Raw genomic sequence first — 22,698 nt, 5'->3', positions numbered from 1 at the left:
CGCACATGATGGGCCGCACGATCTTCATCGACCCGGGCCGCTGCATCGGCTGCCAGGCCTGCGTCTCGGCCTGCCGCGAATGCGACTCCCACCGCGGCAAGTCGATGATCCACCTCGACTACCCCGACGAGGGCCACTCCGTCGCCTCCCTCCCCACCGTCTGCATGCACTGCGAGGACCCCGTCGCCCCCTGCGCCGAGGTCTGCCCCGCCGACGCGATCCTCGTGACCGCCGACGGCGTCGTGCAGCAGGCCGACACCACCCGCTGCATCGGCTGCGCCAACTGCGTCAACGCCTGCCCCTTCGGCGTGCCCAAGATCGACCTCCAGGCGAAGCTCCAGATGAAGTGCAACCTCTGCTACGACCGCACCGCCTACGGCCTCGCCCCCATGTGCGCCACCGTCTGCCCCACCGGCGCCCTCTTCTACGGGACCCTCGACGAGCTCAGGGCCGAACGCCCCGGCGTCCAGGTCGCCGACACGTTCACCTTCGGCACCACCACCGTCAGCACGGGCGTGGCGATGGTCGTCCCCGCCGACAAGGTCCAGTGGCCGGTGCCCGGCGGCCTCCCCGTCGTCGAGATCAATGGAAGGGACGTCCGTTGAGCGTCACCGATCCCCAGCCGCCCTCGGCGGAGGCCCCCGGCGACGCGGCGCGGGAAGCGCTCCACGACCGGATCGCCGCCGACTCGCTCACCACCCGCCGCGACTACCTGCGGATCGTCGCCACCGTCTCCGGCGGCCTGGCCGTCGGCGGGGTCGCCGTCGCGTCCGGCATCCTGCACCGGCACGGCGACAGTGCGGGGACCCCCGAGGTCAGGAAGATCGCCGACCGGATCGAACCGGGTGAGTCGCTCGCCTTCCGCTACCCCGGCGACGAGGACCGGGCGATCGCCGTCCGCATGGAGGACGGCACCCTCGCCGGCTACTCCGCCGTCTGCACCCACCTCGCCTGCGCCGTGCTGTGGCGCAAGGAGCGGGGGAGCGAGGGCGAGCTGTACTGCCCCTGCCACGAGGGGATCTTCGACGCCCGTACGGGAGAGGTCACCGCCGGACCGCCGCCGCGGGGTCTGCCGAAGGTGATCCTGATCGAGCAGGCCGACGGCAGTGTGTGGGCGGTCGGCACGGCCCGCTCGGGCGAGAGCGCCCTGGAGGGCTTCTGCCGCCAGCACGGCGACGACCGTCCGGGCTGCCCCGGCTTCGGCGCCGGCGGCCCCGGAGGCAGGGCGGCGGAGAGGAGTGAGCGGACATGAGCGACAGCACGTTCCCCCGGGATCCGGAGGCCCCGCGCTCCCCGGCGCCGTCCCCCGGCGGCGGGGACCCCGAGCCGCCGCGCCCGCCCGCGTACACCCCCGGCAGCGCGCAGCCGCGGCTGAACCGGCCGGTGCACGAGCGCTACCCGCAGATCCGTCCGACGAGCGGCTACGGCGACCCTCGGATCCGGCGCACCGGGCCGGGGCCGGGGGCCGGTACGGAGCAGGAGCCGGAGCGGTCCTCGAAGCTGTCCGCCCGGCTGGCGCTGGCGCTCACGGTCGTCATCGGCCAGCTCTGGGGGCTGACGATCGTGGTGGACGAGTGGATGACCGGTGACACCGGCACCGCCTGGTGGGGCGCGGGCTTCCTCGTCCTGTCGTTCCTCGTGGTGCTCGGCCTCTGGGCGATCGACCCGAAGGACCGCTGATCCGAAGACCCCTGAGCCGGGGCGCCGCCCGACCGGCGGGGCCCGTCCGGCCGGCGGGGCCCGTCCGGCGCGGTGGTGGCGGGCCGGTGCCCCGGTGCGGGATTTCGCAGATCAGGCGGGTACGGGGCGGGGCGGCGGGCGTACCCTGAGAGTATGAGTTCCGCCCCCGCCCACGGCCCGCGAGACGCGAAGCGACCCGGCAGCGCATCCAGCCCCGAGAACACTCCGAAGCCGGTGCTCGTCTTCGACGATCCACTGGACCAGCAGTCCGCGGACGACACGGACCGCGGGTGGGGCGAGCGGCCTCCCGCCGGCGGCGACAGCGCCGCCGACCTCGCGCGCTTCCTCGACGAGAAGCCGCCGCACCACCTCTGAACCCGGCGTACGACGCCGGTCAGGAGGTGGAGTGCGTCCCCGTGCCATCGACGACCCCGGAGCCCGGGGTGTTGTTGGTCGTGTACGGGCCGCGCTGGGCGACGAGGTGGTCGCGGATCTCCTTGAGGACCTCGAGCTCGCTGATCTCCATGGTCTCCGCGACGCCCTCCTTCGCCTTCTCGTGCGCGGCGCGCTTGGCGAGGATCTTGGCCATCGGCAGGACCATCAGGAAGTAGACGACGGCGGCGGTGATCAGGAAGCTCAGCACCGCGCTGAGGACCAGGCCCCACTGGAGCTGGATGCCCTGCATCTCCCCGTCGACCACGCGGCAGGGTGCCTTGAGGCAGGACGCGTAGCTCTCCAGGTCCTTCGTGCCGAAGGCGCCGACGATCGGGTTGATGATGCCCTTGACCACCGAGTTCACGATGTTCGTGAACGCGGCACCGATGACGACCGCGACCGCCAGGTCGATCACGTTGCCACGCATCAGGAAGGCCTTGAAGCCTCCCAGCAAACTTTCCTTCTTCTCGGCCACCAAGGTGCCTTTCGTCGCTCGTGATGTCGCGTGTACCGCGGTGTGCGGAGCCATTAGGCCGCGAACGGCGCAGACGCGTCCAATCCGTACACACGGGACGGTGACTTGACAGGTAGTCAGTGCGAATCAGCACAGCGTCACCGCCAGTTGGGACGTGACGCCGGCACCCGCCAGCGCCGTCGCCGTCGATCGCGGCACGGACAGGACGACGAGCGCCCCGCCGTCCGATCGGGTCTCGCCCGGCCGCGGGACCTCGGCCACGCGGGCGCCCGTCGCGACCACGCGGGCCTCACCGCCGCCGAGGCCGGAATCGGGCGCGGCGATGACGTCGACCCGGTCGCCGGGCCGCAGCAGTCGAACGGTCGCGGCGTCGGCGATCCGCACGGGGGCGGACACCAGGGGCGCGGCGGCGGGCGGTCGGGCGCGGGCGGTCTGCGCGGGCCGGGCGGAGTCCGCGCCGCCGCTCCCGCGCGGGACGGATCCGCTGGTGACGGCCAGCGCGACCGCGGTCAGCGCCAGGAGCAGCACCGGAGCGAGTCGGCCCCGGCGCAGCGCCCGCCGCAGCCGGTGCCGGGTGCCCCGGACCCGTAGCGGTTCGAAGGGGGGCACCGGGCAGGGGCCGGGGAGGGAAGAGGTGGTCGTCACGCGGGGTACCGCCGTCCTGGTCGGGTGCGCACGAGGGGTGCGTACACGGGTGCCCCGTACGCGGGTGCGTACACGGGCGCGCACGTGGGCCCGTACGCGGCGCGTACGTGGGTGCTCACGTGGAGTACGCGCCCCACTCTCCCCGCCCCGTCGCCGTCCCGCTCCGGCCTGGGGATCACCCCGTACCTGTGGACAACTCCCTCACCCCCGCGAGGGGTCTGCGGCCGCCCGCGAGGGGTTCACGGCAGTTCGATCCCCAGGTTCCAGCCATCGTGCGCGTGGGTGCACAGGCAGTCCCGGTCCGCCGTCGCGGGCAGCGCGCCCACCGCGTCGAAGAGGACGTCCCGGAGCCGTCCGACGTTCTCGCCGAACACCCGCAGCACCTCGGTGTGGGAGACGCCCTCGCCGGTCTCGGCGCCCGCGTCGAGGTCGGTGACGAGCGCGAGGGAGGTGTAGCAGAGGCCGAGCTCGCGGGCGAGGACCGCCTCGGGGTGTCCGGTCATGCCGACGACGGACCAGCCGGCGGCGGCGTGCCAGCGCGACTCGGCGCGGGTGGAGAAGCGGGGGCCCTCGACCACGACCATCGTGCCGCCGTCGACAGGTTCCCAGCCCCGCCCCCGGGCGGCCTTGACCGCGACCCGCCGGCCGTCGGGGCAGTACGGGTCGGCGAAGGTGACGTGGACGACGCGCGGCACGGCCCCGTCGGCCCGTCGCTCCCCGTCGAAGTAGGTCTGCGCGCGGTTCTTCGTACGGTCGACGAGCTGGTCCGGTACGACGAGGGTGCCGGGCCCGTGCTCCTCGCGCAGTCCGCCGACGGCGCAGGGTCCGAGGACCTGCCGGACGCCGACGGAGCGGAGCGCCCAGAGGTTGGCGCGGTAGTTGATCCGGTGCGGCGGGACGGTGTGGCCGCGGCCGTGCCGGGGGAGGAAGGCGACGCTCCGGCCGGCGATCTCGCCGAGGAAGAGGGAGTCGCTGGGGCTGCCGTAGGGGGTGTCGACGGACACCTCGGTGACGTCCTCCAGGAAGGAGTAGAAGCCCGAGCCGCCGATCACGCCGATGTCCGCGTACACGTCATGGTTCGCCATGGCGTCAGCCTAGGGGCGGTCCTGAGGGATGGGGTCCGGTTCCCGGATGTGCCGAGGGGCCCCGTCGCGGTGTGCGACGGGGCCCCTCGGGGAAACGATCAGGCAGCCGAGCTTCCGGTGCTCGACGCGGACGCCGAGGAGGTGGAAGAGGACGACGACGAGGTCGACGCGGCCGGCTTCGCGTCCGACGTCGAGGACGACGTGGACGAGGACGACGGGGTCGAGGACTTCGACGGGGCCGGCGAGCTGCTGGACGACGAGCCGCGGCTGTCGTTCCGGTAGAAGCCGGAGCCCTTGAAGACGATGCCGACGGCCGAGAACACCTTCTTCAGGCGTCCCTTGCAGCTGGGGCACTCGGTCAGCGCGTCATCGGTGAACTTCTGCACCGCCTCGAGGCCTTCGCCGCACTCGGTGCACTGGTACTGGTAGGTCGGCACTTGACTTCCTCCTGGCACTCACACTCATCGAGTGCTAACGACGATCCATAGTGACGTATTCCGTGGGTTCAGTCCACCGCCACCGGCACGCGGTGACCGATGCCACGCGCGGCGACCCGGCTCGACTCGCGCGGCCTCAGCCGCGACCGGAGGGCGAGGAGCGTGGCCAGGGCGAGCGCCGTGCCCGCCATCGGCACCAGGAAACCGCTGCTCGCGCCCTGTGTGTCGGCGAGGCGGCCGGCGACCGTGACGGCCGCGGCCTGGCCGAGCGCGACGGCGCCGGTGAGCCAGGTGAAGGCCTCGGTGCGGGCCGAGGCCGGGATCAGGGTCTCGACGATGGTGTAGCCGGTGATGAGGGCGGGGGCGATGCACAGGCCCACGACCAGGCCCAGGGCGCCGAGGAGCAGCACCGAGTGCGCGGTCCACAGCAGGGACGCGGCGACGGTGAGGCCGGCGTAGCCGAGGATCAGGCGGCGGCGGGGGCCGGTCTTCCAGGCGACGGCGCCCATGGCGATGCCCGCGAGCATGTTGCCGGCGGCGAAGATCCCGTACAGCAGGCCGTTGGCGCCGGGGTTGCCGATCTCCTCGGTGAAGGCGGTGAGGGAGACCTGCATGCCGCCGAAGACGGAACCGATGCCGAGGAAGGCGACGATCAGGACCCGGACGCCCGGGACGGAGAGGGCGGAGCGGTGCGGCTCGGCGGTGGTGGCCGCGGCGACGCCGTACGCGGGCTGGGTGGCGCGCTGGGCGGCGAAGAACAGGCCGCCGACGAGGGTGAGGGCGGCTTCGGCGATCAGGCCGGCGGCCGGGTGGATGCCGGTGCACAGGGCGGTGGCGAGGACCGGGCCGACGACGAAGGTGAACTCGTCGGTGACGGACTCGAAGGCCGCGGCGGTCGGCATCAGCGGGGTGCCGTCGAGCTTGGCGGCCCAGCGGGCCCGGACCATCGGGCCGACCTGGGGCACCGAGGCGCCGGCGGGCACGGCGGCCAGGAACAGCGCCCAGAGCGGGGCGCCGGTCAGGGCGAGGGCCACGAGCAGGGAGACGGACGCGGTGTGCACGAGGACGCCGGGGACCAGGACGGCGCGCTGGCCGAAGCGGTCGGCGAGCCTGCCGCTCTGCGGCGCGAAGAGCGCCATGGAGACGCCGGTCACGGCGGCGACCGCGCCGGCGCTGCCGAAGGAGCCGGTGGTGTGCTGGACGAGCAGGACGATGCCGATGGTCAGCATCGCGAAGGGCTGCCGGGCGGCGAAGCCGGGGAGCAGGAAGGACAGCGCACCGGGGGTGCGCAGCAGCTGCCCGTAGCCGGGCCGCTTGTCCGAGACGACCGTGGACGCCACGGTCCTGGCCTTTCTGCCGCCTGGTAGCGCGCCCCGGCACGGTGGTGCGGGTGTCGCCGAGAGCTGTCCTCATGCGCGTTACTGCGGTAGATACCGGGCCGGCCCCACTGCGGAGGGGCGCCACGGCCGCCATACGGTCGCGCCAGCTCTGCGTCAGGCAGAGTTGGTTCGATCAGGTGTGCCTTCATGCTACAGGGAAGAGCGTCTTCCCGCCTGGGAAAACGCTCCCGCACCTGAATTAATGCCTGGGATTAACCGGCGGTACCGCCGGATTTCTTCGGGGATCGGTGGAAGCGCGTCGTCGTGCCCTCCGGAGCGGAGACCGCCGTCGCTCCGCCGGTGCCGAGCCAGCCGGCGAGCTTGCCGCCCTGGCCGACCGCGCGCAGCCGCCGCTCGGTGGCGTCCCGCACCGGGTCGGTGGTGACGACGAGGAGCTCGTCCTGGTGCCGCAGGACGGTCGCGGGTCCGGGGACGAAGCTCGCCCCGTCCCGTACGACGAGGGTGACGGCCGCTCCGGCCGGCAGGCGCAGCTCGGCGACCTCGACGCCGTGCATCCGGGAGTGCTCCGGGATGGCGACGGAGAGCAGGTGGCCGCGGAGCCGCTCCAGGGGCGCGGACTCGACGCCGAGGTCGGCGGCCTCCGAGGAGTCGCCGAGCTTCAGGGCCCGGGCGAGCCAGGGCAGCGTCGGGCCCTGGACGAGGGTGTAGACGACGACGAGGACGAAGACGATGTTGAAGATCCGCTCGCTGCCCTCGATCTGCGCCACCATCGGGATGGTGGCGAGGATGATGGGGACGGCGCCGCGCAGGCCGGCCCAGGACATGAGGGCCTGCTCCTGCCAGGGGATGCGGAACGGCAGCAGGCTGACCAGGACCTCCATGGGCCGCGCGACCACGGTGAGGACCAGGCCGATGACGACGGCGGGCCAGAAGTCGTGGACGAGCTCGTGCGGGGTGACGAGCAGGCCGAGCAGGACGAACATGCCGATCTGGGCGATCCAGCCGAGTCCCTCGGCGAAGCCGCGGTTCGCGGGCGCGTGCGGCAGCTTGGCGTTGCCGAGGACCATCGAGGCCAGGTAGACGGCGAGGAACCCGGAGCCGTGGGCCATGGCGCCGGCGGCGTACGCGACGACGGCGATGGCCATGACGGCGATCGGGTAGAGGCCGGAGGCGGGCAGGGCGATGTGGCGGAGCCCGTAGGAGCCGACGAGGCCGACGGTCAGGCCGACGGCGACGCCGATGGCGAGTTCGAGGGCGATCGTGCCGACGAGGACGTACCAGTCGTCGACCGGTCCGGCGGTGGAGAAGGCGACGACGAGGATGACGACGGGGGCGTCGTTGAAGCCGGACTCGGCCTCCAGGACACCGGTGACCCGTGAGGGCAGGGGCACCTTGCGCAGCACGGAGAAGACGGCCGCGGCGTCGGTGGAGGAGACGACGGCGCCGATGATCAGGGCCTGCCGCCAGTCGAGGCCGACGAGGTAGTGGGCGGCGGCGGCGGTGATGCCGACGCTGACGGCGACGCCGACGGTGGAGAGGACGACCGCGGCGGGCAGGGCCGGCTTGATCTCCTTCCACTTCGTGCCGAGGCCGCCCTCGGCGAGGATCACGACGAGGGCCGCGTAGCCGATGACCTGGGTCAGCTCGGCGTTGTCGAAGGCGACGTTGCCGATGCCGTCCTGGCCCATGGCGACGCCGATGCCGAGGTAGAGCAGGAGGCTGGGGAGGCCGCTGCGGGACGAGATCCGCACGGCCGCGACCGCGATCAGCAACACGAGCGAGCAGATGAGCAGGAGTTCGTTGAGCTGGTGGACAGTCAGTGGCCGTTCCTTCCCCTCGCGTGCAGCTGGATCGTTCCTCCAGCGGACGACACTTCGTTACCTTACCTAATCTTTAACGTTTTCTTGACGCCCTCTTTGCACCTCCTCGTTCATCTGTACGGTTCTCTTCCTGACACCGCGTCCAGGCCGCCCGGACGCTGCGCCTAAGGTTGCTCCCGTACTCCAGGACCACCCTGCCCCTCGAAGGACAGCGATGCCCTCCAACACGACCGCGCCCCCCGCCAAGAAGAAAGGGCGGCGTGCCCGCCTGCTCCTCCTCGTCCTGGTCCTCGCCCTGGTCGCGGGCATCGGGTTCGGCGGCTACTGGGGTGTCAGCACCGTCCGGGCCTCGTTCCCGCAGACCACCGGCGAGATCCGGCTCGACAAGCTCTCCGGCGAGGTGGAGGTCAAGCGCGACGCCAACGGCGTCCCGCAGATCTACGCCGACAACGAGACGGACCTCTTCCGCGCCCAGGGCTACGTCCAGGCGCAGGACCGGTTCTACGAGATGGACGTCCGCCGCCACGTGACCGCCGGCCGGCTCTCCGAGATGTTCGGCGAGAGCCAGGTCGACACCGACGCCTTCCTGCGCACGCTGGGCTGGCGCCGGGTCGCGCAGCAGGAGTACGACGAGGTCCTGTCGCCGGAGACGAAGAAGTACCTCCAGGCCTACGCGGAGGGCGTCAACGCCTACCTGAAGGACCACGAGAAGCCCGCCGAGATCTCGGTCGAGTACGCGGCCCTGAACCTGACCAACGACTACGTGATCGAGCCCTGGACCCCGGTCGACTCGGTGGCCTGGCTCAAGGCGATGGCCTGGGACCTGCGCGGCAACATGCAGGACGAGATCGACCGCTCCCTGCTGACGAGCCGGCTGAACGCGAGCCAGATCAAGCAGCTGTACCCGGACTACCCGTACGCGCTCCACCAGCCGATCGTGGACCAGGGGGCCGTCGACGAGTCCACCGGGAAGTTCGACCCGAAGGCCGTGGCCGGCGAGGCCGACGGCGCGACCACCGGCGAAACCCCGGGCACCGGCCCCGGCGCCTCCGGCACGCAGTCCCAGCTCGGGGCGCTCTCCGAGGTCCTCGACACCGTCCCGGCCCTGCTCGGCCCCAACGGCAACGGCATCGGCTCGAACTCCTGGGTCGTCGCCGGCAAGTACACGACCTCCGGCAAGCCGCTGCTCGCCAACGACCCGCACCTCGCGCCCCAGCTGCCGTCCCTCTGGTACCAGATGGGCCTGCACTGCCGCTCGGTCTCCGCGACCTGCCGCTACGACGTCGCCGGCTACACCTTCTCCGGCATGCCCGGCGTGATCATCGGCCACAACGACAAGATCGCCTGGGGCCTCACCAACCTCGGCGCCGACGTCACCGACCTCTACCTGGAGAAGATCGGACCCGACGGCTACCTCGTCGACGGCAAGGTCAAGCCCTTCACCAGCCGCGAAGAGGTCATCAAGGTCGCGGGCGGCGACGACCGCAAGATCACCGTCCGCTCCACCGATCACGGCCCGCTCGTCTCCGACCGCTCCTCCGAACTGGAGACGGTCGGCCAGACGGCCCCCGTCGGCAACTCCGCCCCCGACCGCGGCACCGGCTACGGCGTCTCCCTCCAGTGGACCGCCCTCCAGCCCGGCAAGTCCATGGAGGCGATCTTCGCGATCGACCGCGCCAAGGACTTCGCCACCTTCCGGGAGGCCGCGAAGAACTTCGAGGTCCCGTCCCAGAACCTGATCTACGCCGACACCGCGGGCAACATCGGCTACCAGTCCCCGGGCAAGATCCCGCGGCGCGGCAAGGGCGACGGCACCGTCCCGGCGCCCGGCTGGGACTCCTCGTACAAGTGGAAGGGCTACATCCCCTTCGAGCAGCTGCCGTACGAGTACAACCCGGAGCGCGGCTACATCGTCACCGCCAACCAGGCCGTGATCGACCAGAAGACCTACCCCGACCTGCTCACCAAGGACTGGGGCTACGGCTCGCGCAGCCAGCGGATCAACGACCTCATCGAGTCGAAGACCAAGGACGGCGGCAAGATCTCGCCGGACGACATGCGGACCATGCAGACGGACAACCGCAGCGAGATCGCGACCCTGCTCAACCCGCTCCTGCTGAAGATCGACATCTCCGACCCGCACGTCCGCGAGGCGCAGAAGCTCCTCGAAGGCTGGGACTACACCCAGGAGCCCGACTCGGCCGCCGCCGCCTACTTCAACGCGGTCTGGCGCAACGTCCTCAAGCTCGCCTTCGGGAACAAGCTGCCCAAGGAGCTCCGCGCCGAGGGCGACTGCGTCAACGTCCGCCCGGTCGACGCCACCGGCCCCGTCGACGAGCAGAACAAGCTCGTCCGCGAGTGCGGCGAGCGCGACCCCGACTCGGCGCAGCCGGACGGCGGCGACCGCTGGTACGAGGTGGTCCGCCCGCTCCTCAAGCAGGAGAAGAGCGAGTGGTGGACGACCCCGGGCGGCCGCACCGACCAGCCCACCGAGACCCGTGACCAGCTGCTCGCCCAGGCCATGAAGGACGCCCGCTGGGAGCTGACCGCCAAGCTCGGCAAGGACGTCTCCACCTGGAGCTGGGGCCGGCTGCACCAGCTGACCCTGAAGAACCAGACCCTGGGCACCGCCGGACCCGGCGTCGTCCAGCAGCTCCTCAACCGCGGCCCGTGGAACCTGGGCGGCGGCGAGGCGGCGGTCGACGCGACCGGCTGGAACGCGGCCGGCGGCTACGAGGTCATCTGGGTGCCGTCGATGCGGATGGTGGTCAACGTCGGCGACTGGGACAAGTCCCGGTGGATCAACCTCACCGGTGCCTCCGGCCACGCCTTCCACACGAACTACACCGACCAGACGGACGCCTGGGCCAGGGGCGACCTCCTCGACTGGGCCTACGGCGCCGCGGCCGTCGACGCGGCGACGAAGGACAGGCTGGTCCTCAAGCCCTGATCAGGGCGTGAAACGGGTGATCCCTGCCGGGGTCACCACCGCGTGCACGGGGTGGTCGTGCGGTTCCTCCGGGACCCGCGCGACCACCTCGTCCGCGTAGAGGAGTACCACCAGGGCCGGGTCCTTGCCCGCCCGCGCCAGCCGGGCGAGGACCCGGTCGTACGAGCCACCGCCCCGCCCGAGCCGCATCCCGCGCCCGTCGACCGCGAGGCCGGGCAGCAGGACGGCGTCGGCGGCGCAGACGGCCTCGGGGCCGAGCCGCGGCCCGGTCGGCTCCAGAAGGCCGCGGCCGGCCCTGGCCAGCGCCTCCCGCCCCTCGTACGCGGCCCAGTCCAGGTCGTTGTCCGGGAGCAGTACGGGCAGCAGGACCCGCACCCCGCGCGCGTGGAGCGCGTCGAGCAGCGCGCGCGTGCCCGGTTCCCGGCCCACCGACACATAGGCGGCGACGGTGGAGGCCTCCGCGAGTTCGGTGAGTTCCACACCACGTCGCGCGAGGGATTCGGCCGTGTCCGCGAGGGAATCAGCGCTCAGGGCGGCGCGCGCGGCCAGAAGTCGGCTGCGCAGCAGGGTCTTTTCTGACGTCTCAGGTGTCATGACGGCCTCATGTGAATGCATGAATGTCTCGTAACTGTCTTTATGTGAAGGAAGTTAACCGAAGCCACATCTTCCTCTCATTCCGAACGACTAAAGTGCACGCATGAATCAGTCGCTCCCCAGGCTCGGCCGGATCAGCAAGGCTGTCATCCCGGCCGCGGGCCTCGGCACCCGCTTCCTTCCTGCGACCAAGGCGACGCCCAAGGAGATGCTGCCGGTCGTCGACAAGCCGGCCATCCAGTACGTCGTCGAGGAGGCCGTCGCGGCCGGGCTCTCGGACGTTCTGATGATCACCGGCCGGAACAAGCGCCCCCTGGAGGACCACTTCGACCGGAACTACGAGCTGGAGGAAGTCCTGAGCCGGAAGGGCGACGCCGAACGCCTCTCCAAGGTCCAGGAGCCCAGTGACCTCGCCACCATGCACTACGTGCGCCAGGGCGCCCCGCGCGGCCTCGGCCACGCCGTGCTGTGCGCCGCCCCGCACGTCGGCGACCAGCCCTTCGCCGTCCTCCTCGGCGACGACCTGATCGACCCGCGCGACCCGCTGCTCGCCCGCATGGTCGAGGTCCAGGAGCGCGAGGGCGGCAGCGTGATCGCCCTCATGGAGGTCGACCCCGAGCAGATCCACCTGTACGGCTGCGCCGCCGTCGAGGCCACCGTCGACTCCGACGTCGTGCGAGTGACCGATCTCGTCGAGAAGCCGGAACCGGCGGAAGCTCCGAGCAACTACGCGGTCATCGGCCGCTACGTGCTGGATCCGGCCGTCTTCGAGACGCTGCGGGACACCGAGCCCGGCCGCGGCGGCGAGATCCAGCTGACCGACGCCCTGCAGAAGCTCGCCGCCGACGAGAAGATCGGCGGCCCCGTCCACGGCGTCGTGTTCAAGGGGCGCCGCTATGACACCGGCGACCGCGGGGACTATCTGCGTGCCATTGTCAGACTCGCGTGCGAGCGTGAAGATCTGGGACCGGACTTCCGGACCTGGCTCCGGAGATACGTCAGCGAGGAGATGTAGCACCTTGAGCAGCAGCACGGCACCGTCGCCGTCCCCCGACGACAGCGGCCACGACCACGGGGCGGGCCCCGCGGACCCCTGCGCGGGCCCGGCCCGCGACCTGTGGTCGGTGGACGAGCACCTGGCCGACATCCTCGCGACCGTCGGCCCGCTCGAACCCATCGAGCTGCAACTCCTCGACGCCCAGGGCTGCGTCCTGGTCGAGGACGTGACGGTGCCGGTCGCGCTGCCCCCCTTCGACAACAGCTCCATGGACGGGTACGCGGTCCGGGTCGCCGACGTCTCCGGCGCCACCGAGGAGTTCCCCGCCGTCCTCACCGTCGTCGGCGACGTCGCGGCCGGCGACGGCGGACTGCCCACCGTCGGCCCCGGCGAGGCCGCCCGGATCATGACGGGCGCCCCGCTGCCGCCCGGCGCCGAGGCCGTCGTCCCCGTCGAATGGACCGACGGCGGCACCGGCGGCGGCGCCGCCACCGGCATGCGCGCCGCGAGCACCGCCCCCGAGGGCGCCGCCGGCGAGGTCCGGGTCCACCGGTCCGCCGAGTCCGGCGCCCACGTCCGCAGGGCGGGCAGCGACGTGACGGCGGGAGAGCTCGCCCTCGCGGCGGGCACGGTCCTCGGACCGCCGCAGATCGGCCTGCTCGCCGCGATCGGCCGGGGCACCGTGAAGGTTCGCCCCCGCCCCCGGGTCGTCGTCATCTCCACCGGCAGCGAGCTGGTCCAGCCCGGCGAGCCGCTGGGCGAGGGCCAGATCCACGACTCCAACAGCTTCGCGCTCGCCGCGGCCGCCCGGGACGCCGGCGCGCTCGCCTACCGGGTCGGCGCCGTCGCCGACGACGCCGAGTCGCTGCGCGCCACCATCGAGGACCAGCTCATCCGCGCCGACCTCATCGTGACCACCGGCGGCGTGAGCGTCGGCGCGTACGACGTGGTGAAGGAGGCGCTGACCGCCGACGGCCAGGTCGACTTCCGCAAGCTGGCGATGCAGCCCGGCAAGCCGCAGGGCTTCGGCGCGATCGGCACCGAGCAGATCCCGCTGCTCGCGCTCCCGGGCAACCCGGTCTCCTCGTACGTCTCCTTCGAGCTGTTCGTCCGCCCCGCGATCCGCGCCCTGATGGGTGTCGACGACCTCCACCGGCCCCGCGTCCGGGCCGTCCTCGCCGCCGACAAGGCCCTCTCCTCGCCCCCCGGCCGCCGCCAGTTCCTGCGCGGCACCCACGACCCGGAGGCCGGCACCGTCACCCCCGTGGGCGGCGCGGGATCCCACCTGATCGCGGCCCTCGCGCACGCGGACTGCCTGCTCGTCGTCCCGGAAGAGGCCGAGACCGTCGAACCGGGCACCACCCTGGAAGTGGTCCTCCTCGGCTGAGGGGGCGAGGGTGGCGGTACGGTGTCGTCCCCAACAGCGACCGGGAGTGTCACGGCCATGAGCACGCAGCAAGGTCTCACCCACATCGACGAGGCGGGTGCGGCCCGCATGGTCGACGTCTCCGCGAAGGACGTCACGTCCCGTACCGCGCGGGCCAGCGGGCGGGTCCTCGTCTCGCCGCGCGTGATCGAGCTGCTGCGGGGCGAGGGCGTCCCGAAGGGCGATGCCCTCGCCACCGCCCGCATCGCCGGGATCATGGGCGCGAAGAAGACCCCCGACCTCATCCCGCTGTGCCATCCGCTCGCCGTCTCCGGCGTGACGCTGGACCTCGCGGTCACCGACGAGGCCGTCGAGATCCTCGCGACGGTGAAGACCACCGATCGCACGGGCGTCGAGATGGAGGCCCTGACCGCGGTGTCGGTGGCCGCTCTGACGGTCGTCGACATGGTCAAGGCGGTCGACAAGGGCGCGGTCATCTCCGACGTGCGGGTGGAGGAGAAGACGGGCGGGAAGTCGGGCCACTGGACGCGGAGCGCGTCGTGACGGGCGGTGGCCGGGCGGCGGGGTCGCACGTCCACGGGCACCGGGAGCCGGCCGGCGCCGGGGAGGCGCCCGCGGCGCTCGGTTCCGGCCTCGGCGGGGCCCTGGCCGGCCCGTACGCCGCCCTCGTCGTCACCGCCTCCAACCGGGCGTCCGCCGGGGTCTACGAGGACAAGGGCGGTCCGCTGATCGCCGAGGGCCTCACCGCCATGGGCTTCGCCGTCGACGGCCCCCAGGTCGTCCCGGACGGGGCGCCGGTCGAGGCGGCCCTGCGGGCGGCGGTGGCCGCCGGGTACGACGTCGTCGTCACCACCGGCGGTACGGGCATCTCGCCCACCGACGAGACCCCCGAGGCCACCCGCAGGGTCCTCGACCGCGAGATCCCGGGCATCCCGGAGGCGATCCGCGCGTACGGGCGGGAGAAGGTGCCGACGGCGGCGCTCTCGCGCGGTCTCGCCGGCGTCGCGGGCGGCACGCTCGTCGTGAACCTCCCGGGGTCCCCGGGCGGTGTGCGGGACGGCCTGGCCGTCCTGGAGCCGCTGCTGCGGCATGCCGTCGACCAGATCCGCGGCGGCGACCACCCGAGAGCCTCGTGATCCCGACCTGGCCGGTGATCCTCGTGGACGGGGACGTCGTGCTCCGGCCGATAAGGATGCGCGACCAGCGGGACTGGCGCGAGGTGAACCGGCGCAACCGGGAGTGGCTGCGGCCCTGGGAGGCGACGGTTCCGCCGCCGCCCCCGGGCGGTCCCGTCGGCCAGCGGCCGACGTACCGTCAGATGGTGCGGCACCTGAGGTCGGAGGCGAACGCGGGCCGGATGCTGCCCTTCGTCATCGAGTACCAGGGGCGGCTGGTCGGCCAGTTGACGGTCGCCGGGATCACCTGGGGCTCGATGTGCTCGGGGCACGTGGGGTACTGGGTGGACAGCGAGGTCGCCGGGCGCGGGGTGATGCCGACGGCGGTCGCGCTCGCCGTCGACCACTGCTTCCGCGCGGTCGGGCTGCACCGCATGGAGGTGTGCATCCGTCCGGAGAACGGGCCGTCGCGCCGGGTGGTCGAGAAGCTCGGGTTCCGCGAGGAGGGGCTGCGGCCCCGCTATCTCCACATCGACGGCGCCTGGCGCGATCATCTGGTCTTCGCGCTGACGGCGGAGGAGGTGCCGGAGGGGCTGCTGAGGCGCTGGCACCAGGCGAGAATAAAATAAGTGTTCGATTTTAATCGGTAGTTGGCACACAAACGATCTGAACAATCACAAAAAAGTTCAGTGATATCAGCCAGATCGTGCGACACACCGGGCCAATTGGCCGATGCCCCCACGCGAACCCCTCTACCGTGTGAAGCGTGAGCAGCAGCGGCCTCATCTACGCAGTCATCGTCGGGGCCTGGGCCGCCTACTTGGTGCCGATGTGGCTCCGCAGGCAGGACGAGCTGAACGAAGCCCGTCCGACGGAACGCTTCAGCACCGCCATCCGGCTGCTTTCCGGACGGGCGGGCATGGAGCGCCGGTACGCCAAGGAGCTCAAGCAGCGGGACCTTGCGGCGGAGGGACCGACGCCCGACGTGGACCCGGACGCGGCGACCGAGCATCTGAGCTCGGTCGACGTCCGGGCCTTCTCCGCGCCCGCGGCCAGAACCGAGGCGCGCCTCGAACTCCCGGAGCCCGAACCGGAACCGGCCCCGGCGTCCGCCGCCCCCGCCCGCCCCGCCGCGGGCGCCACGGGCACCGCCGCCGAGCGCGCCCGGCGCGGCAAGGTCCTCGCCCGGCGCCGGCGCACCACCACGCTCCTCTTCGGCGGCTTCACCCTCGGCGCCGTCGTCGCGGCCGTCGGCGGCGTCACCTTCCTCTGGGCGCCCGCCGTCCCCGCGCTGCTCCTCAGCGCGTACATCGTGCACCTGCGGATCCAGGAGCGACGGCGCTTCGTGTACGTCATGGACCGCCGCCGCGCCGAGGACGCGGCCGCCCGGCTCCGTGAGAGCCGCCGCCCGACCCCGACGCCCGAGCCCGCCGCCGACCCGACGCCCTCCCCGCAGGAGGCCGACCGCCGCGCCCTCGTCGAGCAGACCGACCATGCGGAGTGGGTCGACCAGCAGCGCGAGCGCGGCCCCGCCCGCGGCGACAGCTGGGACCCCGTCCCGGTCCCGCTCCCCACCTACGTCACCGCCCCGGTCGCCCCGCGCGCCAGCAGCGGCATCGACATCACGGACCCGGAGACCTGGAGCGCCGCCCGCTCCTCCACGGCCGCCGACCCCACCCCCGTCCCCTCCCCGGCACCCCGCCAGCGCACCACCCCGCCGCGCCGCACCCGCGACCACGGCCGCACGCCCCTCTTCGACCAGTACGCCGACGACGACCGCCCCCGCGCCGCCAACGAATGACCCCTCCGGGTGTCCTCACCGGCCCCCGGCTGACCTGCAGGCCAACGGATTTTTGCGTCAGCCGGTCGGGATGCTAATGTTTCACACGTCGCAAGGGCCTGTGGCGCAGTCTGGTAGCGCACCTCGTTCGCATCGAGGGGGTCTGGGGTTCAAATCCCCACAGGTCCACAGACGACTGTTCTTGAGTAGCTCTCAAGGACGTTGACGAGATCCCGTCCGATCGCAAGATCGGGCGGGATCTTCGTCGTTTCGGGGGTCGGTCGATGCCTGTTCGGGGTGGTGGGTGGCGGCGTATCGGGTCTGGCGGGTTGTCGGGCGAGCGCACGGCCGCTGCCGAGGCATGCGAACCGGCCCCGGTCGCCCGGGGCCGGTGATGGTGCTGTGCGGCTGCGACGCTGCCCGATCAGAGTCTGGCCGGCGGATGCCGCCCCGTGTCGAGTGGTGTGGGCACGCTCTCCGGCCGCGCAGGCTGCGTCGCGGCCGATCGGTACGGTCACGTGCGGAGTGGGTCAGGGCCCTCCGTACAGCAGTTCCCCGTCGATGTCCGCGAGCCGGGCGCAGCCGGCGAGGGCCATGGACGTGGCGAGTTGGGCGCGGTACGAGTCCAGGAGGGTGGCGACGCCCATGGCGCCGCCGAGGGCCAGGGACCAGACGACGGGGCGGCCCAGCAGGACGGCCCGGGCGCCCAGGGCGAGGGCTACCAGCACGTCGGTGCCGGTGCGGATGCCGCCGTCGACGAGGACCGGGACCTCGGTGCCCACCGCCGCCGCGACGGCGGGGAGGGCGTCCGCGGAGGAGACCGCGCGGTCCAGCTGCCGGCCGCCGTGGTTGGAGACGATCAACCCGGCCGCGCCCGCGGCCACGCACGCCCTGGCGTCGTCGGCCCGCAACACCCCCTTGACCAGCACGGGGAGCCCGGACATCCGGTGCAGCCGGCCGATGGCGTCCAGGCCCAGCGAAGGGTCCTGCTCCCAGCCGGGCAGCCGGGTGCCGATGCCCACCGAGCGGCACAGTTCGTCGTCCTCGGGCAGGGGCAGCGGCAGTCCCGAAGTCGCCCGGGGCGGCACGTACGGGGCGTCGACCGTCAGCACCAGGGCCCGCGCGCCGGCGGCGACGGCCCGATCGACCTGGCGGCGGGTGATCTCCGCGTCCCGCAGCCAGTACACCTGGTACCACCAGGGCCCCGCCACCGCGGCGACGTCCTCCGGATGTCGGGTCGCGCGGGAGGAGAGGACGAGCAGCGAGCCGGCCGCGGCGACGCCCGCCGCCGTGGCCGTCTCGCCCTCGTCGTGCGCCATGCGGTGAAAGGCCGTCGGGCCGGCGAGCACCGGCGACGCGAGCCTCGTCCCCAGCAGGTCGACGTCCGTCTCGACGGACGAGACGTCGCGAAGCACCCGTGGCAGCAGCCGCCGGCCGCGCCAGGCGGCTGCCGCCTCGCCCACGCTTATCTCCTCGTCCGACCCGGCGGCGTAGAACTCGTACGCGGCCCTCGGCAGGACCTTGCGCGCCAGCTCGGCCAGCTCCCCCGACGCGCGGATGCCGGCGCTCGCCGAGCCGGAGAGTTCCTGTGCCGTCGCCATGTCAGACCCAGTCCTCCGCGCCGCCGGCCGCGCCGTCACCGGACACCGTGACCTCGAACTCCAGCGCCGCCACGGCCTGCCGGGCGCGCTCCACGGCTTCGGCCGCGTCCGCACCCCGGGCGCGTACGAAGGCCGCCCGGGACTCCGAGCTGTCCAGGTCCCCCAGCACCTCGCCGGCGCCGAGCAGGGCCTCGGCGGCCACCACGCCGGGCCGGGCGGCGGCTTCGTCCAGGCCGCCGATCCGCGCGAGGGTGCCGCGCGCCTGCGGGACGGCGAACCAGATCGCCTCCGGGCTGCGGTCCACCGACGGGTCGGCCAGCGTCTTGCGGATGTCCGCCAGCACCGGCTGTCCCAGCGTCTGGCGCACCACGCAGTCCACCAGGTCCACGCCGGTGACGTCCCGCACCAGGTACGGGATCTCGTCGCCGGCGAGTCGGACGTGGGTCTCGATGACCCGGGGTCCTGCCGCGGTCAGCACGACCTCGGTGTGGGTGACGCCGTACGCGATGTCGAGGGCGTCGAGCAGCCGCCGCACGTATCCGTGCACCGCGTCGGTCTGCTCGGGGGACAGTTCGGCGGGCACGACGTGGCCGAGCTCGACGAAGCCCACCGGGTCGGAGAACTTCCGCGTCACGGCGAGGATCTCGTGCTCGCCGTCCTCGGAGAAGGCCTCGACGCTGAACTGCGGCCCCTCGTGAAAGCGCTCCACCAGCACGCCCGCGTCCGGGATGACCTCGAAGTCCGCCGCGGCGCGGGCGAAGGCCGCCTCCGCCTCGTCGACGCTGCGGACCACGGAGACGCCGAAGCTGCCCGCTCCCTGCACCGGCTTGACCACGCACGGAGTGCCGTGCTGCGCCAGGAAGGCCCGCAGTTCGGCCACGTCGGCGACTCGCCCGCCCGGGGTCTCGTCCACGCCGAGTTCCGCCAGCCGACGGCGCATCGCGTCCTTGTCGTGGACATAGGCGATGGTCTGCGGCGAGTGGCAGGGCAGGCCGAGGGCGGCGGCGACCGCCGCGGCCCGGTCCTGGTCGCGCTCGCCGAAGGTGCCCACGCGGGTGAAGGGCTGCCGCTCGTGGACGGCGGCGGCCAGCGCGATCCACTCCGCGTCGGGGGCGTCGCTGCGCAGGGCCAGCACGCGGTCGTGCTGCCCGGGCTTGCGGATCTTGGGGACGAAGTCCATCCGGCACAGGATGGTCGTGACGACGTCCGGGCCGCCTGCGTCGCGGATCAGGCCGGGGATTTCCCTGCCGCCGCCGACGATCAGCACGTGTTCTGTCATGGGGTCACCTCGCTGGGAGAACCGGAAGGGGAGGAGAGCGCCGGGGCGGGTGTCGCGCGGGGTGCGCCGGTTGCCCGTACCACCACGGCGGCCAGCGCGAACACCGCGGCGAGCACGGCCCAGCCCGCCGTGCCCAGCGGCAGCAGCACGCCTGTCATCAGGACCGGGCCGACGATCTGCTGGCCGGTCATCCCCAGGCTGAAGGCGGCCAGGTAGCGGGACCGGGCCGGCACGGGCGACAGCTCGTACGACAGGTTCCACACGGCGACCGAGTGCAGGTTCTCGCCCACCGTCAGCAGCACCACGGCGAGTACCGCGCAGGCCGCGGCGGGCCACACCGGGACGTGCTCGGCGCCGGCGAACGCCGCGCACGAGACCAGCAGCGGGACGAGGGCGACGGGTACGAGTCGCAGGGCGCCCGCGGTGCTCTCGGCGAACCGGGCCACGTACACCTGGAGCAGCACGGTCAGCACGGTGTTGACCGCGAGCAGCACCGAGACCGCCGAGGACGGTGCGTCGGTGGCTGTGGTCAACCACAGCGGCAGGAGGACGAAAAGCACCGAGTCGTGCAGCGACAGCACGCCGTTGGAGACGGTGAAGAGCATGAACCGCAGGTCCCGGAAGGGGCTGCGGACCGCCGTGGGCTGCGGCTCGGCGGGGGCGGGCCCGGCGGCATCCGCCTGTGGCGCGGGGTCTGCCGGAGGCACGGCCGCGGTCCGGCGGCGCAGCTGCTCCACCACGGCGGCGATCACCCAGAAGGTCGCGGCGTTCGCCAGGAACAGCGCGACGAACGCCGCCCGTTCCTGGATCGCGAGGACCGCGCCCGCGAGCAGGAAGCCCGCGGTCAGGCCGATGTTGCGCACCGAGCGGATGGAGGCCATCGTCCGGGTCTGGTTCTGCCCGCCCTCGATGATGCCCACAACCACCTGCTGGAGGGGTGAGCAGCCCCGGTCCAGGGCGGTGAGTACGCAGGTGAGCACGGCGTACGGCCAGAAGTCGTCGATCAGCGCGAATCCGGCGTAGCCGAGGCCGCGCAGCGTCAGCAGGGCGACGTAGACCCGTACCGGACCCACTCGGTCGGCCAGCCGGCCGAGCGGCACGGGGCTGAGCAGCCCGGCCACCGCGGCGACGGACAGCACCAGGCCGACCTGGGCGGCGGGCAGGCCGACGACCGTGACGAAGTACAGGGTGGAGGCGGCCAGGAACATGCCCGAGCCGACCGAGTCGACCGCGGCGCCGGCCGCCAGCCGGCGTCCCGCGGGTGTCTTGGGCAGGATTGCCAGCAGCAGGCCGGAGATCCGGCCGGCCGGCCGCTGTTCCTCCTCCTTCGTGCCGCTCGGCTGCCCGCTCATCCGCCGCTCCGTTCTGCGGACGCGGATCCGGCGATCCAGTCGACCAGTTCGGCGGTACGCCGTACGTGGACGGCCGTGGCGGCCTCCGGGGGCGGCTGGCGCAGGTGGTTCCAGGTGTACCGGCGGGCCGCGTTGACGCAGATCTCGGCCTGTTCGTCCGGGTACGCCGGGGCGGCCGACAGCAGAGCCGCGGCCAGCGCGAGCCGGCCGATGCGGTCCACCAGCACCCAGCCGCCGGCGGCGGTGTGCGCCGGGTCGGCCCCGACCCACTCGTCTCGCGTGGCGCCCAGGCCCGACAGCGCCGACTCGGCGATCTCCCAGGCGGCGGCCGCCCGGTCGGCCGGGCACGGGCCCAGCGCGGTACGCAGCCGATCGCACACCCCGTCGTACACCTCGGCCGCGGCCAGCGCGGTGACCAGGGCCGCCACCCGGCCGTGCGCCGCCACGGCGGCGCGTGCGGTGCCGTCCGGCACGTCGGCGTCCGTCGCGGACCGGTCTGTTCCGGTCATGGCCAGGACACGCACGGTGTCCGTTTCCACGGCCCACAGCGCGCACCCGCGCAGCACGTCGGCCGCCGGGTCCCGCTCGGCCGCCTGATCCGCGGCCCAGGCCCTGGCGGCGGTCAGGTCGATCAGCCGGTCGCACAGCTCCTCGTCCAGCGCGGCCCGCCAGGCAGAGGCACCGGCCGGACCGGCCTCGCCCGCCTCCCGTGCGTCCAGCACCGTCCGCAGCCGCCGCGTGGCGTTCTCCAGCGAGGCGGCCGCGGCGGCCGCACCCGCTTCCCCGGTCGCCTCCACCGTGCTCACGCCCGCTCCAGCCAGCGCGCGTACCCGTCGTGCCGGCCGCCGACCACGTCACGGAAGAGGTCGCGCAGCTGCTTGGTCACCGGGCCGACGCCGCCCGCACCCAGCGGGCGCTCGTCCACCGAGGCGACCGGCACGATCTCGGCGGCGGTCCCGGTCAGGAACGCCTCGTCCGCGATGTAGACCTCGCTGCGCGGGATGCTCCGCTCCGTCACCCGCAGGCCCAGGTCGCGGGCCATGGTGATGACGCTGTCACGGGTGATGCCGGGCAGGACCCCGTCGCTGACCGGCGGCGTGACCAGGGCGCCGTCGCGCACCAGGAACAGGTTGGCGGCCGAGGCCTCCGCGATGTGCCCGGTCGCGGTCAGCATCAGCGCGTCGTCGTATCCGGCACGCTGCGCGCCCACCTTGGCGAGCGCGCTGTTGACGTACGCGCCGGTGGCCTTGGCGAGCGGAGGCACCGTCTGGTGGGAGTTGCGCTGCCAGTTGCTGACGATCAGCCGGCAGCCCTCCGCCTCGGCCTTGTCGCCGAGGTACGAGCCCCAGGGCCACACCGCGATCGACATCTTCACCGCGTCCAGCTGCGGCGCGACGCCCATCTCGCCGTAACCCAGGTAGGCGATGGGGCGGATGTAGCAGGATTCGTGGCCGTTGATCCGGACCAGCTCAAGCACCGCGGAGACCAGCTCTTCGTCGGTCCAGGGCAGCTCCATCAGGTACACGCGCGCCGAGTCGCGCAGCCGCGCGATGTGCTCGCGCAGCCGGAACACGGCCGGGCCCGAGTCCGTGGCGTAGGCGCGGATGCCCTCGTAGACGCCCCATCCGTAGTGCAGGCTCGGCGTGAGCACATGCACCTTCGCGTCGTCCCAGGGGACCAGCTCGCCGTCCATCCAGATGAACGGGGTCGGGGTCAGTGGCATGTC

At 72.9% G+C, this 22,698-nt stretch carries 23 protein-coding genes and 1 tRNA gene; 12 read left to right on the top strand and 12 right to left on the bottom strand.

The window, feature by feature from the left end; translation table 11 throughout:
• Nucleotides 1-5 precede the first annotated feature (5 nt).
• The 4 genes from ACIQFX_RS24350 (at nt 6) to ACIQFX_RS24335 (ending at nt 2,055) form a co-directional block, all read left to right on the top strand.
• Nucleotides 6-605 carry a 4Fe-4S dicluster domain-containing protein gene (locus ACIQFX_RS24350; protein ID WP_367826066.1) on the top strand — a complete coding sequence of 200 codons (600 nt, stop codon included), beginning with the start codon at nt 6-8 and terminating at the stop codon, nt 603-605.
• Nucleotides 602-1,252 carry a ubiquinol-cytochrome c reductase iron-sulfur subunit gene (locus tag ACIQFX_RS24345; protein ID WP_402466993.1) on the top strand — a complete coding sequence of 217 codons (651 nt, stop codon included), beginning with the start codon at nt 602-604 and terminating at the stop codon, nt 1,250-1,252. Before ACIQFX_RS24350 ends, ACIQFX_RS24345 begins: the two co-directional genes overlap by 4 nt.
• On the top strand, nt 1,249-1,680 hold the full coding sequence (locus ACIQFX_RS24340; RefSeq protein WP_402466991.1) for a hypothetical protein: 432 nt from the start codon (nt 1,249-1,251) through the stop codon (nt 1,678-1,680). The genes ACIQFX_RS24345 and ACIQFX_RS24340 overlap by 4 nt, the downstream gene beginning before the upstream one ends.
• A 153-nt stretch (nt 1,681-1,833) precedes the next feature.
• Nucleotides 1,834-2,055, top strand: coding sequence for a hypothetical protein (locus tag ACIQFX_RS24335; protein ID WP_402466988.1), 222 nt, complete (start codon nt 1,834-1,836; stop codon nt 2,053-2,055).
• Between the two features lie 19 nt (nt 2,056-2,074).
• Here the strand turns inward: ACIQFX_RS24335 and mscL are convergent, their stop codons facing one another.
• The 6 genes from mscL to ACIQFX_RS24305 form a co-directional block, all read right to left on the bottom strand.
• Nucleotides 2,075-2,590: a large conductance mechanosensitive channel protein MscL gene (gene mscL, locus ACIQFX_RS24330; protein WP_402466986.1), complete on the bottom strand. Its 516-nt coding sequence runs from the start codon at nt 2,588-2,590 to the stop codon at nt 2,075-2,077.
• Nucleotides 2,591-2,716: 126 nt separating this feature from the next.
• Nucleotides 2,717-3,235 (bottom strand): hypothetical protein, encoded by a 519-nt coding sequence (locus ACIQFX_RS24325; protein ID WP_402466983.1) that lies wholly within the window; start codon nt 3,233-3,235, stop codon nt 2,717-2,719.
• Nucleotides 3,236-3,474: 239 nt separating this feature from the next.
• Nucleotides 3,475-4,320, bottom strand: coding sequence for an S-methyl-5'-thioadenosine phosphorylase (locus ACIQFX_RS24320; protein WP_402466980.1), 846 nt, complete (start codon nt 4,318-4,320; stop codon nt 3,475-3,477).
• 98 nt (nt 4,321-4,418) lie between these two features.
• The gene (locus ACIQFX_RS24315; protein WP_402466978.1) at nt 4,419-4,757 is read right to left on the bottom strand and encodes an FmdB family zinc ribbon protein; all 339 of its coding nucleotides are present in this window, start codon (nt 4,755-4,757) and stop codon (nt 4,419-4,421) included.
• Between the two features lie 68 nt (nt 4,758-4,825).
• Nucleotides 4,826-6,097, bottom strand: a complete 1,272-nt coding sequence (locus ACIQFX_RS24310; protein ID WP_402466975.1) for an MFS transporter — start codon at nt 6,095-6,097, stop codon at nt 4,826-4,828.
• 251 nt (nt 6,098-6,348) lie between these two features.
• Nucleotides 6,349-7,872, bottom strand: a complete 1,524-nt coding sequence (locus ACIQFX_RS24305) for a potassium/proton antiporter (RefSeq protein ID WP_402466973.1) — start codon at nt 7,870-7,872, stop codon at nt 6,349-6,351.
• Nucleotides 7,873-8,131: 259 nt separating this feature from the next.
• On the opposite strand from ACIQFX_RS24305, the gene ACIQFX_RS24300 reads away from it, so the two are divergent.
• Nucleotides 8,132-10,867, top strand: coding sequence for a penicillin acylase family protein (locus ACIQFX_RS24300; protein ID WP_402466971.1), 2,736 nt, complete (start codon nt 8,132-8,134; stop codon nt 10,865-10,867).
• On the opposite strand, the gene ACIQFX_RS24295 is transcribed toward ACIQFX_RS24300, so the two are convergent.
• A complete protein-coding gene (locus ACIQFX_RS24295) occupies nt 10,868-11,461 on the bottom strand; it encodes a 5-formyltetrahydrofolate cyclo-ligase (protein WP_402466969.1) in 594 nt (197 codons plus the stop codon). It lies immediately after the preceding gene.
• A 103-nt stretch (nt 11,462-11,564) separates the two neighbouring features.
• On the opposite strand from ACIQFX_RS24295, the gene galU reads away from it, so the two are divergent.
• The 7 genes from galU (at nt 11,565) to ACIQFX_RS24260 (ending at nt 16,929) form a co-directional block, all read left to right on the top strand.
• Nucleotides 11,565-12,476, top strand: a complete 912-nt coding sequence (gene galU, locus ACIQFX_RS24290; protein ID WP_402466966.1) for a UTP--glucose-1-phosphate uridylyltransferase GalU — start codon at nt 11,565-11,567, stop codon at nt 12,474-12,476.
• A 4-nt stretch (nt 12,477-12,480) separates the two neighbouring features.
• The gene (gene glp, locus ACIQFX_RS24285) at nt 12,481-13,845 is read left to right on the top strand and encodes a gephyrin-like molybdotransferase Glp (protein WP_402466964.1); all 1,365 of its coding nucleotides are present in this window, start codon (nt 12,481-12,483) and stop codon (nt 13,843-13,845) included.
• A 57-nt stretch (nt 13,846-13,902) separates the two neighbouring features.
• Complete coding sequence (gene moaC, locus ACIQFX_RS24280) at nt 13,903-14,388, top strand: cyclic pyranopterin monophosphate synthase MoaC (RefSeq protein ID WP_402466962.1); 486 nt, start codon at nt 13,903-13,905, stop codon at nt 14,386-14,388.
• Nucleotides 14,389-14,489: 101 nt separating this feature from the next.
• Nucleotides 14,490-14,981, top strand: coding sequence for a molybdenum cofactor biosynthesis protein B (locus ACIQFX_RS24275; protein ID WP_402467410.1), 492 nt, complete (start codon nt 14,490-14,492; stop codon nt 14,979-14,981).
• Nucleotides 14,978-15,589 (top strand): GNAT family N-acetyltransferase, encoded by a 612-nt coding sequence (locus ACIQFX_RS24270; RefSeq protein WP_402466960.1) that lies wholly within the window; start codon nt 14,978-14,980, stop codon nt 15,587-15,589. Before ACIQFX_RS24275 ends, ACIQFX_RS24270 begins: the two co-directional genes overlap by 4 nt.
• Before the next feature lie 137 nt (nt 15,590-15,726).
• Nucleotides 15,727-16,761 (top strand): gephyrin-like molybdotransferase receptor GlpR, encoded by a 1,035-nt coding sequence (glpR, locus tag ACIQFX_RS24265; protein WP_402466958.1) that lies wholly within the window; start codon nt 15,727-15,729, stop codon nt 16,759-16,761.
• A gap of 94 nt (nt 16,762-16,855) precedes the next feature.
• Nucleotides 16,856-16,929: transfer RNA gene (locus ACIQFX_RS24260), tRNA-Ala, on the top strand.
• 341 nt (nt 16,930-17,270) lie between these two features.
• Here the strand turns inward: ACIQFX_RS24260 and ACIQFX_RS24255 are convergent.
• The 5 genes from ACIQFX_RS24255 to ACIQFX_RS24235 are packed head-to-tail and all read right to left on the bottom strand — an operon-like array spanning nt 17,271 to nt 22,695.
• Nucleotides 17,271-18,341, bottom strand: coding sequence for an alpha-hydroxy acid oxidase (locus ACIQFX_RS24255; protein ID WP_402466955.1), 1,071 nt, complete (start codon nt 18,339-18,341; stop codon nt 17,271-17,273).
• A gap of 1 nt (nt 18,342) precedes the next feature.
• Entirely contained in the window at nt 18,343-19,620 is a 1,278-nt protein-coding gene (locus ACIQFX_RS24250) for an ATP-grasp domain-containing protein (protein WP_402466952.1), read from the bottom strand.
• Nucleotides 19,617-20,972 carry an MFS transporter gene (locus ACIQFX_RS24245; protein WP_402466950.1) on the bottom strand — a complete coding sequence of 452 codons (1,356 nt, stop codon included), beginning with the start codon at nt 20,970-20,972 and terminating at the stop codon, nt 19,617-19,619. The genes ACIQFX_RS24250 and ACIQFX_RS24245 overlap by 4 nt, the downstream gene beginning before the upstream one ends.
• On the bottom strand, nt 20,969-21,778 hold the full coding sequence (locus ACIQFX_RS24240) for a hypothetical protein (RefSeq protein WP_402466948.1): 810 nt from the start codon (nt 21,776-21,778) through the stop codon (nt 20,969-20,971). The genes ACIQFX_RS24245 and ACIQFX_RS24240 overlap by 4 nt, the downstream gene beginning before the upstream one ends.
• On the bottom strand, nt 21,775-22,695 hold the full coding sequence (locus ACIQFX_RS24235) for a branched-chain amino acid transaminase (RefSeq protein WP_402466946.1): 921 nt from the start codon (nt 22,693-22,695) through the stop codon (nt 21,775-21,777). The genes ACIQFX_RS24240 and ACIQFX_RS24235 overlap by 4 nt, the downstream gene beginning before the upstream one ends.
• Between the last annotated feature and the right edge of the window lie 3 nt (nt 22,696-22,698).

Source organism: Streptomyces sp. NPDC093089 (assembly GCF_044754405.1).
In the GTDB taxonomy this organism is placed as follows: Bacteria; Actinomycetota; Actinomycetes; order Streptomycetales; family Streptomycetaceae; genus Streptomyces.
This window is presented reverse-complemented; position numbering and strand designations above follow the sequence as displayed.

Bases quoted from the DNA above. Each gene is read 5' to 3' on its own strand.
- ACIQFX_RS24350 (WP_367826066.1), top strand. From the start codon at position 6: ATGATGGGCCGCACGATCTTCATCGACCCGGGCCGCTGCATCGGCTGC.
- ACIQFX_RS24340 (WP_402466991.1), top strand. From the start codon at position 1,249: ATGAGCGACAGCACGTTCCCCCGGGATCCGGAGGCCCCGCGCTCCCCG.
- ACIQFX_RS24335 (WP_402466988.1), top strand. From the start codon at position 1,834: ATGAGTTCCGCCCCCGCCCACGGCCCGCGAGACGCGAAGCGACCCGGC.
- ACIQFX_RS24320 (WP_402466980.1), bottom strand. From the start codon at position 4,320: ATGGCGAACCATGACGTGTACGCGGACATCGGCGTGATCGGCGGCTCG.
- ACIQFX_RS24300 (WP_402466971.1), top strand. From the start codon at position 8,132: ATGCCCTCCAACACGACCGCGCCCCCCGCCAAGAAGAAAGGGCGGCGT.
- ACIQFX_RS24295 (WP_402466969.1), bottom strand. From the start codon at position 11,461: ATGACACCTGAGACGTCAGAAAAGACCCTGCTGCGCAGCCGACTTCTG.
- galU (WP_402466966.1), top strand. From the start codon at position 11,565: ATGAATCAGTCGCTCCCCAGGCTCGGCCGGATCAGCAAGGCTGTCATC.
- moaC (WP_402466962.1), top strand. From the start codon at position 13,903: ATGAGCACGCAGCAAGGTCTCACCCACATCGACGAGGCGGGTGCGGCC.
- ACIQFX_RS24255 (WP_402466955.1), bottom strand. From the start codon at position 18,341: ATGGCGACGGCACAGGAACTCTCCGGCTCGGCGAGCGCCGGCATCCGC.
- ACIQFX_RS24250 (WP_402466952.1), bottom strand. From the start codon at position 19,620: ATGACAGAACACGTGCTGATCGTCGGCGGCGGCAGGGAAATCCCCGGC.
- ACIQFX_RS24245 (WP_402466950.1), bottom strand. From the start codon at position 20,972: ATGAGCGGGCAGCCGAGCGGCACGAAGGAGGAGGAACAGCGGCCGGCC.
- ACIQFX_RS24235 (WP_402466946.1), bottom strand. From the start codon at position 22,695: ATGCCACTGACCCCGACCCCGTTCATCTGGATGGACGGCGAGCTGGTC.